Origin of the sequence: Kocuria sp. KD4 (assembly GCF_011769905.1) — a bacterium.
Taxonomy (GTDB): Bacteria; Actinomycetota; Actinomycetes; order Actinomycetales; family Micrococcaceae; genus Kocuria; species Kocuria marina.
The window spans coordinates 1,752,572-1,766,297 of record NZ_CP050449.1; the positions used below are offsets into that span (position 1 = coordinate 1,752,572).

12 protein-coding genes are annotated in these 13,726 nt (G+C 70.2%); 2 read left to right on the plus strand and 10 right to left on the minus strand.

What is annotated here, in order from left to right:
* Positions 1-18 precede the first annotated feature (18 nt).
* From mraY to dinB, 9 genes are all read right to left on the minus strand, one after another.
* Positions 19-1,152, minus strand: a complete 1,134-nt coding sequence (gene mraY, locus HBK84_RS07855) for a phospho-N-acetylmuramoyl-pentapeptide-transferase (protein WP_167318596.1) — start codon at positions 1,150-1,152, stop codon at positions 19-21.
* A gap of 4 nt (positions 1,153-1,156) precedes the next feature.
* The gene (gene murF / locus HBK84_RS07860) at positions 1,157-2,635 is read right to left on the minus strand and encodes a UDP-N-acetylmuramoyl-tripeptide--D-alanyl-D-alanine ligase (RefSeq protein ID WP_167318597.1); all 1,479 of its coding nucleotides are present in this window, start codon (positions 2,633-2,635) and stop codon (positions 1,157-1,159) included.
* Positions 2,632-4,320, minus strand: a complete 1,689-nt coding sequence (locus tag HBK84_RS07865; protein WP_167318598.1) for a UDP-N-acetylmuramoyl-L-alanyl-D-glutamate--2,6-diaminopimelate ligase — start codon at positions 4,318-4,320, stop codon at positions 2,632-2,634. Before HBK84_RS07865 ends, murF begins: the two co-directional genes overlap by 4 nt.
* A 97-nt stretch (positions 4,321-4,417) precedes the next feature.
* A complete protein-coding gene (locus HBK84_RS07870; protein WP_240918882.1) occupies positions 4,418-6,271 on the minus strand; it encodes a penicillin-binding protein 2 in 1,854 nt (617 codons plus the stop codon).
* Between the two features lie 84 nt (positions 6,272-6,355).
* Positions 6,356-6,976, minus strand: coding sequence for a hypothetical protein (locus HBK84_RS07875; protein WP_167318599.1), 621 nt, complete (start codon positions 6,974-6,976; stop codon positions 6,356-6,358).
* Positions 6,973-7,956, minus strand: coding sequence for a 16S rRNA (cytosine(1402)-N(4))-methyltransferase RsmH (rsmH, locus tag HBK84_RS07880; RefSeq protein WP_085105908.1), 984 nt, complete (start codon positions 7,954-7,956; stop codon positions 6,973-6,975). Before rsmH ends, HBK84_RS07875 begins: the two co-directional genes overlap by 4 nt.
* A gap of 244 nt (positions 7,957-8,200) precedes the next feature.
* Positions 8,201-8,632, minus strand: coding sequence for a division/cell wall cluster transcriptional repressor MraZ (mraZ, locus tag HBK84_RS07885; protein ID WP_035961210.1), 432 nt, complete (start codon positions 8,630-8,632; stop codon positions 8,201-8,203).
* Between the two features lie 265 nt (positions 8,633-8,897).
* Positions 8,898-9,299 (minus strand): DUF3040 domain-containing protein, encoded by a 402-nt coding sequence (locus HBK84_RS07890; protein ID WP_144932352.1) that lies wholly within the window; start codon positions 9,297-9,299, stop codon positions 8,898-8,900.
* 53 nt (positions 9,300-9,352) lie between these two features.
* On the minus strand, positions 9,353-10,591 hold the full coding sequence (gene dinB / locus HBK84_RS07895) for a DNA polymerase IV (RefSeq protein WP_167318600.1): 1,239 nt from the start codon (positions 10,589-10,591) through the stop codon (positions 9,353-9,355).
* A gap of 352 nt (positions 10,592-10,943) precedes the next feature.
* On the opposite strand from dinB, the gene HBK84_RS07900 reads away from it, so the two are divergent.
* Positions 10,944-12,053 (plus strand): polyprenyl synthetase family protein, encoded by a 1,110-nt coding sequence (locus tag HBK84_RS07900; protein WP_144996875.1) that lies wholly within the window; start codon positions 10,944-10,946, stop codon positions 12,051-12,053.
* Between the two features lie 20 nt (positions 12,054-12,073).
* Here HBK84_RS07900 and HBK84_RS07905 read toward each other — a convergent pair whose 3' ends face one another.
* Entirely contained in the window at positions 12,074-12,460 is a 387-nt protein-coding gene (locus HBK84_RS07905) for an Rv2175c family DNA-binding protein (RefSeq protein WP_131333104.1), read from the minus strand.
* A gap of 142 nt (positions 12,461-12,602) precedes the next feature.
* On the opposite strand from HBK84_RS07905, the gene HBK84_RS07910 reads away from it, so the two are divergent.
* The gene (locus tag HBK84_RS07910; protein ID WP_167318601.1) at positions 12,603-13,724 is read left to right on the plus strand and encodes a LysM peptidoglycan-binding domain-containing protein; all 1,122 of its coding nucleotides are present in this window, start codon (positions 12,603-12,605) and stop codon (positions 13,722-13,724) included.
* The last annotated feature ends 2 nt before the right edge of the window (positions 13,725-13,726 follow it).

Here is a 13,726-nt window from a genome sequence, read left to right on the forward strand (position 1 = left end):
GGGGTGCGCGCCGCGCGGTCAGTGCAGCGCTTCCGCGCCGGGGAACGCGCCGCCGTTGTGCAGCAACCAGTCACCGTAGAACACACCGAGCGCGGCGGCCACGAACAGACCGGCGATGATCCAGAATCGGACCACGATCGTGACCTCCTGCCAGCCCTTGAGCTCGAAGTGGTGTTGCAACGGGGCCATCTTGAAGATGCGTTTGCCGTGGGAGAGCTTGAAGTAGCCCACCTGCAGGATCACGGACAGGGTGATGATCACGAACAGGCCGGCGATCAGGATCAGCAGCAGTTCGGTGCGGGAGAGCACCGCGAACGCCGCGAGCGCGCCGCCCAGGCCGAGCGAGCCCGTGTCCCCCATGAAGATCTTCGCCGGGGACGTGTTCCACCACAGGAACCCGATGAGTGCACCCACCAGGGCCGCGGCCACGATCGAGAGGTCCATGGGATCCCGAACCTCGTAGCACGCCGCCTGTGCCACGTTCTCGCACAGGTGCCCGGCCTGCCACAGTGTGATGAGCATGTACCCGCTGAACACCAGGATGGACGCGCCCGTGGCGAGCCCGTCCAGACCGTCCGTGAGGTTCACGGCGTTGGTGGTTCCGGTGGCGATCAGATTCACCCAGATCACGAACAGGATGGCCCCCACGATCGGCCCGGCGAATGCGAGGTCCACGCCGGTGTCCCGGGTCCAGGAGATCGCCGTGGAGGCCGGGGTGTTGCCCGCCTCGTCCGGGAAGAACAACACGAGCAGGGCGAACGCGATGCCGATGGCCCCCTGCAGGGCCATCTTCCCGGCCGCGGTCAGCCCCAGGTTCTGTTTCTTGGAGATCTTCTTGAAGTCGTCCAGGAACCCCACCAGCCCCATGCCGAGCATCAGGCCGAGCGCCAGGACGCCCGAGAGGGTGATCCCACCGTTCTCAGGCCACGCGATCACGCTGATCAGGTGGGTCACCAGATAGGCGGCCACGACCGAGAGCAGGATGGCCACGCCACCCATGGTGGGGGTGCCGCGCTTGGTCTGGTGAGACGTGGGTCCGTCGTCCCGGATGTACTGGCCGTACCCGCGCCGGGCGAGCACCCGGATCAGGGCGGGCGTACCGAAGATCGAGAACACGAGGCCGAGCCCCGCTGCCACGAGCAATTGGATCACGGGCTCAACCCTCCTGGTGGTTCGTGTCGGTGGTGGCCTGGGCCACCCGGTCCCCCAGGTGCTGCAACCCCGCGGCGTTGGACGCCTTGAACAACACGATGTCCCCCGGGCGCAGCGTGTCACTCAGGTACTGCTCGGCGTGCTCGGTGTCCGGGACCCAGGCCGCTTCCTCACCCCACGAGCCCTCCAGGGTCGCAGCGGTGTAGACCGGCCGGGCGACCTCCCCCACGGCCACGACATGCGAGACGTTCAACCGCACGAGCAATTGCCCGAGGTCCGCGTGGGCGGTGATGGACTCGTCACCGAGTTCGAACATGCCACCCAGCACGGCGATCGTGCGCCGCGCGGGGTGCTCCTCGTCCCCGCGGCCCAATTGGGCGAGGGTCTGCAGGGCGGCCCGCATGGACTGCGGGTTAGCGTTGTAGGCGTCGTTGATCACGGTCACGCCGTCCGGGCGCTCCGTGCGTTCCATCCGCCACCGCGAGCGAGGGCCGCGGCCCGTCAGACCCGCTGCGATCTCGGCCGCGGGGACCCCGGCGCCGAAGGCCACGGCGGCCGCGGCCAGCAGGTTGGTCACATGGTGCGCACCGATCAGCTGCGAGTGCACCGGGTGGGCGGAGCCGTCCGGGAAGTGCAGCGTGAAGGCGGGGCACCCGTCGGTACCGACGGTCACGTCCTCGGCCCACACTCGTGGGTCCTCGTTGGCCGGGTCGTGGGCGTCGGGTCCCTGCCCGAAGGAGATGATGCGCGCGTCGGTGCGCTCGCGCATGGCACGCACGCGGGCGTCGTCGTCGTTGAGCACCGCGGTGCCGTGCGCGGAGAGGCCCTCGACCATCTCGCCCTTGGCGCGCGCGATGTTCTCCACGCCACCGAACTCGCCCGCGTGGGCCGAACCCACGCACAGTACGGCGCCCACGTCCGGGCGGACGGTGTCGCACAGGTAGCGGATGTTGCCGATGTGCGTGGCGCCCATCTCGATCATGAAGTACTCGGTGTCCTCGGTGGCCGTGAATACCGTGAGCGGGACACCCACCTCGCCGTTGTACGAGTTGCGCGGCGCGACCGTGGGGCCCTGCGCGGCGAAGATCCCGTGCAGCAGGTCCTTGGTGGTCGTCTTGCCCACCGAACCCGTCACGGCCACCACGGTGACCGGGTGCGCCGCACGCAATTGCTCGAGCACGTGGCTCGCGAGCGCGCCCATCGCGAGCACCACGTCCGCCACGACGACGCACGGGTACGGAGCCCCCGCGTCGTCGGTCACCGCGCGTTCGGTCAGGTGCAGCACCGCGCCGGAGTCCGCGGCGGCCGGCACGAAGCGGTGCCCGTCCGTGGTCTCGCCCGGCTTGGCGACGAACAACGCGCCGTCCGTGACTTCCCGGGAATCGGTCGTGACGGAGGTGACGGTCACGGACTCGGGGTCCGGGACCCCCGCGAGCTCACCGTTCACGGCCCGCGCGAGCTGCGCGGCGGACATGGCAATCATTGCTGCTCCTTCGTGTCCGCGTGCAACGCCGCCAGGGCGTCCCGCAGCTCTTCGCGGTCGTCCAGGTGCACGACCACGCCGTTGAAATCCATGGCGGTCTCGTGACCGCGGCCCGCCACGATGATGGCGTCGTCCGGGTGGGCCATGCGCACTGCGGTGCGGATCGCGGTCGCGCGCGGTTCGATGACCAGCACGTCCGTGGCGCGAGCATGGTTCGCGACGGCCTCACGAGCGCCCTGAGCGACCTGCTCCCGGATGGGCGCGGGTTCCTCGGCGTGGGGATCGTCGTCCGTGATGATCACGACGTCCGCCTCCTCCGCCGCGACCCGGCCCATGATGGGGCGCTTGGTGGTGTCGCGCTCGCCGGTGGCGCCGAAGACCACGATCACGCGACCGCGCCCGTCCTCGGGGGTCACGGCGCGCAGCGAGCGCGCGAGCGCGTCCGGGTTGTGCGCGAAGTCCACGAGGGACGTGGGCCGCGTGCCCACAAGTTCCATGCGTCCGGGCACGCCCGCGCTCAGGGGGTCGTGCTCGTCCAGGACGCGTTGCAGGGTGTCCAGTGCCACGCCGGAGTCCAGGACCATGAGCACGGCCAGCGCCGCGTTGGCCACGTTGAACTCACCGGGCAGTCCTGTGTGCATGTCCAGCGCGCGCCCGTCCGTGTGCTGCAGCGTGAACGCGTGACCGATGCCCCGGCGGGTCAGCGAGCGCAGGGTCCAGTCCGCGGCGTCCGCCCCGCCGGTCCCGACGGGGGCGGTGCCTTCCGCATCGCTCGCGTCCTGACGCGTTCCGTCCGAGCCGCGCAGGGCAACGGTCGTGACGTTCTCCACACCCAGGTTCTCGCGGGCCCGCTGCGCCATCGCGGCGCTCCACGGGTCCCCGTCCCCCAGCACGACGACGCCGCGGCTCGTGCGCTCGCGCGTGAACAACTGCGCCTTGGCCTCGAAATACTCGGCCATGGACCCGTGCAGGTCCAGGTGGTCCTGGGTGAGATTGGTGAACCCAGCGACGTCGTAGTGCACCCCGTCCACCCGGTGGAACTCGAGGGCGTGGGACGAGACCTCCATGACGGTGGCGGTGATCCCGCGTTCACGGGTCAGGGCCAGCAGGGAATGCACGTGCGGAGCCTCTGGCGTGGTCATGTGTGACGGGATGGGTGTGTCCCCCGCGAGGATCTCGATGGTGCCGATCAACCCGGTCATGTGGCCCAGGGCGCGCAGGATCGAGGTGATGAAGTAGGTCGTGGTGGTCTTGCCGTTGGTGCCGGTCACCGCGAAGAGCTCCTGGCCGGTGCCGTCCGCCGGTTGGGAATCGTAGACCGCGCGGGCCACCGGACCCACCCATGAACGGGGTTCGGGGCTCACGAGCACCGGCAGGCCCACGCCCGCCTCGACCACGGACCGCGCGCCGTCCGGATCGGTGAGGATCGCCACGGCACCGGACGCGGCGGCGTCGGCGGCGAATCGCGCCCCGTGGTCCTTGGCGCCGGGCAGCGCGGCGTAGAGATCACCCGGCTGCACCTCCCGCGAGTTCAGGACCACTCCCGTGACGGGAGCGGTGGTCCCCGTGGGGGCGGGGACCACCCGCGCGCCCGTGAGCCGCGCGAGCTCCTCGAGCGAGTGGGCCACGGGCCGGGACGGACGCAGACTCTGCGCGTCGGTCCCTTCTTGGGCAGATGCCACCATAGAAATCCTCTTCGAACCTGTCTGTGGACGTACCCCGTCCACCCGGGCCGGTGTCTCACCGGTCGTTGCTGCCGCCATGTGCTTCTGTGTGGGAAGTTTAGTCCTGGGACTCGTCCCTCCCCGGCTGCGGCCACGTTTGCTCGAGCGCGTTCGTGGGTGTCACGTCCCGGTCCACGTTCTGCGGCACCTGCATGTCGAACGTGGGCCCCGTGGTGGTGGAGGGCGCCACGTTGAAGTGGTGCAGCACCTGGGACATGATCGTGGAGAACGTGCTCGTCACGCCCAGGGTGCGCACGTCCCCCTGGGGGCGCTGCATGGTGATCGCCACGAGGTACTGAGGATCCTCCATGGGGGCCACACCCACGAAGGACGTGGTGTAGCCCTCGTACCCGCCGCTCTCGCTCGGCGCCTCGGCCGTACCCGTCTTACCACCCACGCGGTATCCCGGCACGGCCGCTTCCTTGGCGCCGCCCTGCGTGACCACGTTCTCCATGATGTCCAGCGTCTGCTGCGCGGCGGACTCGGAGAGCACCTGTTTGGGTTCAGGACGTTCGGGGTGCGTGACCGTCCCGTCCGGCGCGGTCACGGAGTCCACGAGGCGCGGTTCGATCTGACGGCCCTTGTTCGCGACCGCCTGGAAGATCGACGCCGTGCGCAACGGGGTCTGGGACACGCCCTGACCGAACAACACGGTGTACTCCTGACGCGGGTCCCACTGATCCGCGGGCGCCAGGATGCCCGTGGACTCCCCCGGCAGTTCGATGCCCGTGGCGGAACCCACCCCGAAGTTCGCGAGGTTGTCGTGGCGGGCCTGCTTGTCCATCTTGGAACCCATGATCACGGTGCCCGTGTTCATGGAGTCCGCGATGATCCCCGCGACCGTGCGGTTCTGGGTGCCGTGGTCGAACGCGTCGGTGATCTTCTCGGAACCGATCTGCAGGTACGGCGGGACCGTGATCTCCGTGGTGGGGGACACGATCCCCCGGTCCAGGGCACCGGCCACCGTGGCGATCTTCTCCGTGGAACCGGGCTCCACGGCCTGGGACACGGCGCGCGAACCGAGGTCGGCGGCGTCGGCCTTGCCCGGGACGTTGGGGTCCACCGAGGAGGTGTCCGCGAGCGCCAGGACCTTGCCGGTCTTGACGTCCATGACCACGGCCGTGCCCCATTCGGCCTTGAGCTGCTTGGCCCGTTCGCGCACGGCCTGCTCCGCGAAGAACTGGACGTCGCTGTCGAGTGAGAGCTTGACGTTCGAGCCGTTCTCGGCGGCCTTCTGTTCCTGCGGGGCCACGGGGATGCGCACGCCGTCGCCGGAGATCTCGAAGCGGCGCTCGCCGTCGGTGCCGCGTAACAGGGAGTCCTGGGTCTGTTCGATCCCGCCGAGGGCCTGGTTGTCCCCGCCCAGGAACCCGACCACGGAACCGCCCAGGGAACCGTCCGGATAGCTGCGCTGGAACGTGGGCTGGCCGTAGATGTACGGCAGGTTCAACTCCCGCAGGGCGTTGTACTGCTCGGGGGTTACGCCCCGCGCTACGTAGTTGAAGCTCTTGTCCCCGTCCAGCGCGGCCTTCACGTCCGTGTCCTTCATGCCCAGGGCGTCCGCGATCTTGTACACGGCCTGCGTGGGGGTCACGGTCTCGGTGGAACCGTCCTTGTGGGGCACGGTCACGGCGGCGACGGCGCTCTGGTCCACGGTGATGTCGTAGCGCTGCAGTGTGCGGGCCAGCACCGTGCCACGGCTGTCGGTGATCTCCCCGCGCACCGCGGGGATGGACTCCACGAGCGTGCGCTGGGCGGCCGCGGCCTCGGCCCGGCCCCCGGGGTCCAGCCCCTGGACCCAGAACAGGCGGCCCACCACGAGAAGCAACAGGACCAGCAGGAAGGCGATGCCCACGTGCATGCGCGAATAGGGCCGGAACACTCGGTTCTTGCGCGCTGACGATGCTGACACGGTCTTCCTCGATTCCTGGACTTCAGCGTGGTGGGGCCACCTCCGACGGGTTCTGCTCCCGGTCCGCGGCGCGGACCGGCGCGTTCACTGGCCAGGCGCGCGCTGCGACGGCGCGGGGATGGAGCCCCCGTTGAGATCCCGGGACTCGTCGGCCTTCTGGGCCGCTTTACGCTGGGCGGTCTTCTTGTCCGCTTCTTCCTTGGCGCGCTTCTCCGCGCGTTCCTCGGCGGCGATCCGGTTCGCCTCCGCGGCGTCGGAACCCTTCATCTGCGCGGGCGGCACGAGGATGTTCTGCGCGTCCGTCTTCTCCGCGGGGGCGCTCGGGGCCGTGACGGCACCCGTGCCGAGCTGGATGCTCCCCACGTCCTTGGCCGGGACCATGCCCAGGTCGTTGGCGCGGGCGGCCAGGTTCTGCGGCGCGGAATTGGCCTCGATGTCCTGCGTGAGCGCCTCGTTCTCCTGGGAGAGAGCGCGCTGCTGACCCGTGAGCTCGGTCAACTGGTACTGCCCCTGGGTGATCTGGATGTTGAGCAACAGGATGCCCACGAGAGCTGCGGCCAGGGCGAGGGTGCACATGACCACGGTGGAGACCCGGCTGCGGCGGGCCGTGCGGCGCGGCACCACGGAGAGCGGCCTACGCCCGTCCGCCCCCCGGCCCGAGGGGTCACCCGACGACGGGTGCGAGGCCGACGTCGCACTGCTCATCGCTCACTCCCTGGTCTCGTGGTCTCCCGGAGCCGCTCGACGGCACGCAACCTGGCCGAGGCGGCCCGGGGGTTGTCCCGGACCTCCTGCTCGCCGGCGCGTTCCGCACCGCGGGTGAGAACCTTCAGCGTGGGCTGGTGTTCCGGCAGTTCCACGGGAAAACCTCTGGGGGCCGTGGAACGTGCACCGCGAGTGAACTCCTGCTTGACAATTCTGTCCTCCAGGGAGTGGTAACTCATGGCGAGGACACGCCCTCCCACCCTGACAGTTTCCACGGCGGCGGGCACGGCACGCTCCAGGACGTCGAGTTCCTCGTTGACCTCGATCCGCAACGCCTGGAAGGTCTGCTTGGCCGGGTGGCCCTTCTTGTGCTGGGCCGCGGCGGGGACCGCGGAGCGGACCACGTCCACGAGCTGGGCGGTCGTGCGCAGCGGGGCCTCGGTACGGGCGGCGACGATGGCGCGCGCGATCCGCGGCGCGAAGCGGTCTTCACCCCAGCGGTAGATGATGTCCTTGAGCTGGGCCTCCGAGTACTCGTTGACCACGGTGTACGCGGACAGTTCCGCCCGGGAGTTCATGCGCATGTCCAGGGGGGCGTCGAACGAGTACGCGAAGCCGCGCTCGCGTTCGTCCAGCTGCAGTGAGGACACCCCGAGGTCGAACAGGATGCCGTCCACCCGGTCCACGCCGGCGGTTGCGGCGGCCTGATCGATGTGGTCGTACGTGGTGTGGATGCCCGTGAACCGCTCCCCGAAGTGCGCAAGGCGTTCCCCGGCGAGGTCGAGGGCCTGGGGGTCCCGGTCGATCCCGACCACGCGCAACCCCGGGAAGCGTTCGAGCATGGCGTGGGTGTGCCCGCCCATGCCCAGGGTCGCGTCCACGACCACGGGGTGTTCGGTGTCCAACGCCGGCGCGAGCAGGTCCAGACAGCGCTCCAGCATCACGGGGATGTGTCGTTGCTCGGCGGGGGCGTGGTCCATGCCGGGCTCCTGGTCTGTCGCGGATCGTGCGGGTACTACGGGTCGCAGGTCTCGGTGCGCACGGCACCGATGTCCTCCGGGGGCATCCTACGGTGCGCCCGGACACCAGATCCCCATCCGCCGCTCGCCCCTCGAATCCGGCCTGACTCGGGGGAAGTCGAGTCAGGACGGTGACGTGGGCGGCTGGAGATCTCATGTCCGGGGACGGCACCGGCGGGGGTCCCGCGCGGTGGTCCTCGGGTGATCAGAACAGCCCGGGTATGACCTCGTCCTCCGTGGCGGAGAAAGCCGCTTCCTTCTCCGCCAGGTACTGCTGCCACGAGGCCGCATCCCAGATCTCGGCGCGGCTGCCCGCCCCGATCACCGCCAGTTCCCGGTCCAGGCCCGCGTACGAGCGCAGGGACGCCGGAATGGTGATGCGACCTTGCTTGTCCGGGACCTCGTCCGATGCCCCGGAGAGAAAAACGCGGATGTAATCCCTGGCCTGCTTGGACGACAACGGGGCCGCCCGCATCTGTTCGTGGACCCTGGCGAACTCCTGCGCGCTGAACACGTACAGGCAGCGTTCCTGCCCTCGGGTCAGCACGAGTCCGTCCGCCAGTTCGGCCCGGAACTTGGCCGGGAGAATCAGCCTGGCCTTGTCGTCCAAACGCGGTTCGTATGTTCCGAGAAACACAGCCACCGCCTTCGAATCAGGGTCAGCCCAACCCTCGCTTCTCTACCACCCTCCACTTTACTCCACTGCCCTCCCCCGTCAACGCGCATCCCCTCCACGGCACGCCACGACGGCGCTGCCCCGGGGCGTCGTCGACACACCTTTCCCGGCGTGGTCTGCGGGCACGCCGGAGACGATGGGTCCGCACATGAAAGAACTCCCCGGCGCGGTGCCGGGGAGTTCTCAGAAGTTTTACGGGCTGGACAGCCTGCGGGGAGGCTCAGCGCTAACCCTGATTGCGTTTGTCCCACTTCTCCTCGAGGTTCTGGAGGAAAGTGGAGGACTTGCGTGGACCGGAGGGACCGCGGCCGGACGGCCCGTTCCCGGGGTTTCCGGGATTGGCGGCACCCTTGCCCGGGGTGGCCCGGCCCCGCACGGTGGCCACGTACGCGCCGGCGGCCATCACGATGAAGCCCAACACGCCCACGATGATCAGTTGCAGGGCGACCCCGGCGAGCAGGACGCCCAGGCCAACCACTGCGATCACGACCCCCAGTACGACGTTGCGCATGGACCCGCGCCCCCGAACCGCTTCGGTGTGCATGGTCGACGCGAAGCGGGGGTCGTCGTCGTGCAACTGCTTCTCGAGCTGGGCGAGAAGCTGTTGTTCGTGCTCGGAGAGAGGCACGATTCCTCCTGTGGTGTTGAGGGAGCGAGGCGGGGGCGGTACGGCTGCCTTCCTCACGTACCGTCCAGAATATCCCGTGCGGGACGGATTGGCATCGTCGTTTCCATGAGTTTGGCTGGGCGCACAATTCCGGGGCCGAATCGGTGGTGCACGCGGTCCATGGCTTCCTCCGCGGCACCCCATTCCTCCTCCCGTCCGTCCAGGCTCAACTGGAACGCGTGATCGGCCCCGGTGAGCTTCTCCGCCCTGATGCCCACGAGCCGCACGGCCTGCGCTCGCGGGCCCAGACCGTCCAGTAGCGCGCACGCTTCGGTGTAGAGATCGTGGGCCGCGGTGACGGGGTGACTCAGCGTCCTGGAGCGGGTGATGGTCGAAAAATCGGCGTAGCGCAGCTTGAGTCCCACGCGCCCGGCGCGCAGTCCGTGCCTGCGCAACCGGACCGCGGTGTCGTGGGCCAGGCCCAGCAGCACACGTTTCAGAGCCGCACTGTCGGCGACGTCGCGCTGGAACGTCCGTTCGGCCCCGATGCTCTTCTCCTCGCGCGCGGGCGTCACGGGACGGGGGTCGTGGCCGGTGGCCAATTGTTTCAAATGTGTCCCGGAAGCGGTGCCCACGAGCGCGTGCAACCGGGGCAACGGCGTGGCGGCGATGTCCCCGACCGTGGACAGCCCGGCGGACTGCAGGATCTCGGAGGTGCGCTTGCCCACCCCCCACAACTTGCCCACCGGCAGCTGTGCCAGGAACGCGAGGGTGTGCTCGGGCGTCACCACGAGCAGCCCGTCCGGCTTGCAGTACGCGGAGGCGATCTTGGCGACCGTCTTGTTCTCCGCGACCCCCACGGAGGCGGTGAGTCCCGTGCGTTCGTGGATCACGCGCCGCAGGGTCCGGGCGATCTCGACGGGCGGTCCGCTGCGCCGGATCGCCCCGGACACGTCCACGAACGCCTCGTCCACGCTCAGCTGCTCCACGCGGTCCGTGACCGAGCGGAAGATGTCCATCACGATCCGTGAGTAATGGGTGTACGCCTCGCGATGCGGTTCGAGCACCACCGCGGAGGGGCAGCGAGCGCGGGCCTGGGACACGGGCATCGCGGAGTTCACGCCGTACCGGCGGGCCTCGTAGGACGCGGAGAGCACCACCGAGCGCGGACCGGAACCGGCCACGATCACGGGGCGGCCGCGGTACTGGGGGGCGTTGAGCAGTTCCACGCCCACGTAGAACATGTCCATGTCCACGTGCAGGATGGCGCAGCGCCGGTACTCGGCCAGTTGCTGCGGACTCGGCCCGCCCATGGCGCCTCCTTCCACGACCCTCCGGCATCGGGAACCCATCGCCACGCGGGACCCGTCCGGATCGAGACCCGTTGATGACGGACATGCCACCCGCGCGGGATCTGGTTCGTCTTTCATAAGCCTAGGAAGGGGCTCCGACACGAACACGGGCCACGGCACCACGAACTTGTCCGACCCCGGGCCGCTCGACGGGGCGGCACCGCTACGCATCCGCGGCGCCGCGTCCGGTTAGGCTGGTCGGGCGCCCGCGGGGCGGCCCGGCGTCGTGGAGCCCGTGCCCGTGACGCCCGCCGCGACCCGCGGTACCGCGCAGCGCGGCCGACAGCATCCCCTCGATCAAAGGTGCCCTGGCATGACCCCTCCCGACGCGTCCGTCACCGCGACGCAACAGGACCGTGACTTCTCCGCGCTCCTGGACGAGCGGATCACCGAGTTCTTCGCGCGGGAACGCGAACGGGTCACCGGGATCTCCCCGCACGCGACCGTGCTCGTGGACGCGATCGAGGACCTCACGCGCGGCGGCAAGCGCCTGCGCGCACGGCTGTGCTACTGGGGCTGGCGCGCGGCTGGCGGGGCCGTGGCGGACGACGTCGCCGTGGCCGCCGCGGCGTCCCTCGAACTTTTCCAGACCGCGGCGCTGATCCACGACGACATCCTGGACCGCTCGGACACGCGCCGCGGCAAGCCCAGTGTGCACCGCGTTTTCGAGGCCCTGCACCGCGACGCCGGGTGGTCCGCGGACGCCGCCCACTTCGGGGTCAGCGCGGCCGTCCTCACCGGGGACATGAGCCTGTCCTTCGCGGAACAACTCTTCGCCGACGCCACCGCGCGGGTCGCCGCGGACGCGGCCGCGACCGCACGGGAGATCTTCTCCACGATGCGCACCGAGGTCATGGCCGGGCAGTACCTGGACATCCATGCGGAGGTCGCTCCCGCCGTGGGCGACCCCGAGGAACAACTCGAGCGTGCCATGACCGTGCTGCGCTACAAGTCCGCCAAGTACTCGGTAGAGCACCCCGTGGAGATCGGCGCGGCACTCGCCGGCGCGGACCGCGCGTTCCTCGCGGACTGCTCCGCGTTCGCGCTGCCGGTCGGCGAGGCTTTCCAATTGCGCGATGACGTCCTGGGGGTCTTCGGCGACCCGGAGACCACGGGCAAGCCCGCCGGGGACGACATCCGCGAGGGCAAGCGCACCGCGCTGATCGCACTGTGCGCGGCATCGAGTTCGGCCGAGGACATCGCGTGGCTCGAATCGGTGCTCGGCCGCGCGGAACTCACCGAGCAGGAGGTGCACCGCGCGCGGGACCTCATGCGGGACAGCGGCGCCCACGCGCGCTCGGAGGACCTCATCGCGTCCCTCGTGCGCACCGCGGACACGCAGCTGGCGCGCTTGCGCACCGACGACATCGCCCGGGCCGGACTGCAGGCGCTCGCCGACGCCGCCGTGCGCCGCGCCAAGTAGGCCGCCTCAGCGGGCGGGTGTCACCAGCCCAGGGCCTGGGCCCTGCGGCGCACCTCGGTCTTCTGGCCACGGCGCAGCGCGTCGATGGGCCGCCCGGGCAGGGACTCGTCCTCGGTGAACAGCCAGCGGATCGCCTGGGCGTCCGTGTAGGCGGCATCCCGCAGGACGGCCACGGTCCCCTTGAGGGAGTCCACGGGGCGGTCGCCGTCCATGAATTCGGCGGGGACCACACGCACGCGGTCTTCGGGTCGGCGCACCTCGAGCAGGGCGCCGTCGTCCACGAGCCGGTGCACCCGGGTGATCTGGATGTCCATGGCCTCGGCGATGTCGGGAAGGTAGGTCCACTCGCCCACCAACGAGTCGAGTTCGGCGAATTCCTGGGCGGAGAGATCGGTTGAGTAGTTCACGAACCCTACTGTGCCACGGCGCACCGACCGGCTCACACACCGGTCGCGACCAGGGGTCGGGTAATCTGGGGGCACCGTGCTGTACCGGAGGGTGCCGCCGGATCTTCCCCCGTTCCCCCGTCCAGAGGTAGGAATCGCGAACATGCCGGTTGACCCGCCCCACGACCGCCGGTCCCCCCGTTCCACATGGTCCCGCCGCGCCGCGCAGGGCTCCGCCGCCGCGCTGGCCGCCCTCACCGCCCTGGGCACCGTGGGTTCCGCGCACGCCGCGCCGGCGCCCGCCCCGAACGTCCACGTGGCGCAGCATGCCCAGTCCACGCACGCGACCGTGGCCCCCGGGGACTCCCTGTGGTCCCTGGCGACCGCCCACGGGGTGCGAGTCCAGGACCTGATGAGCGTCAACAAGCTCCCGGCCCACGGCATGATCCGCCCCGGCCAGCGGCTCGTGATCCCGGGATCGGACCGCGCTCCCGCCTCCTCCTCCGCGGCCGCATCGCGCGCCGACGACGCAGACCCGGCCGGCTCCGACCGCGGCGGCTCCCGGCGCCACACCGTGGCCGCCGGTGACACCCTGTGGGACCTCGCGCAGCGCTACGGCGTGAGCGTGGCCGAGCTCATGCGGGCCAACGGGGTCTCCGCTGCCTCCGTGTTGCGCCCGGGCCAGGGACTCACGATCCCGGGCGGGGCGGCGGGACCCGCCCGAGCGGCGTCGTCGTCCGAACCCGCCGCGACGGTGCGTGACGCTGGCACGGCCGCGGCCCCGAAGCACAAGGCCGCCGTGGGTGACACGTTCGCGGGCCGCACGTACCCCCGCGAGGTCGTGGAGTCCGCGAACCGACACCACGCCCAGTTGCAGCAGCGCCAACTGCCGGCCCCGGAGCAGATCCGCGAGATGGTGCGAGCGACCGCCCAGGAGTTGGGGGTGGACCCGGCGCTCGCGCTCGCCCACGCCTCGCAGGAATCCGGGTTCCGCCACGGGGTGGTCTCCCCCGCGGACGCCGTGGGCACCATGCAGGTGATCCCGTCCGCCGGTGAGTGGGCGTCCGCGATGGTGGGTCGGGACCTGGACCTGCTGGACCCCCAGGACAACATCACCGCGGGGGTCGCGCTGATCCGGGAGCTGCAGGCCAAGGCCCCCAACAGGGCCGCGGGGATCGGCGCCTACTATCAGGGACTGCACGGCGTGAAGACGCACGGTATGTACCCCGACACCAAGGCGTACGTGAAAGCCGTGAGCGCACAGGAACGAGAATTTGCCCAGTAGCA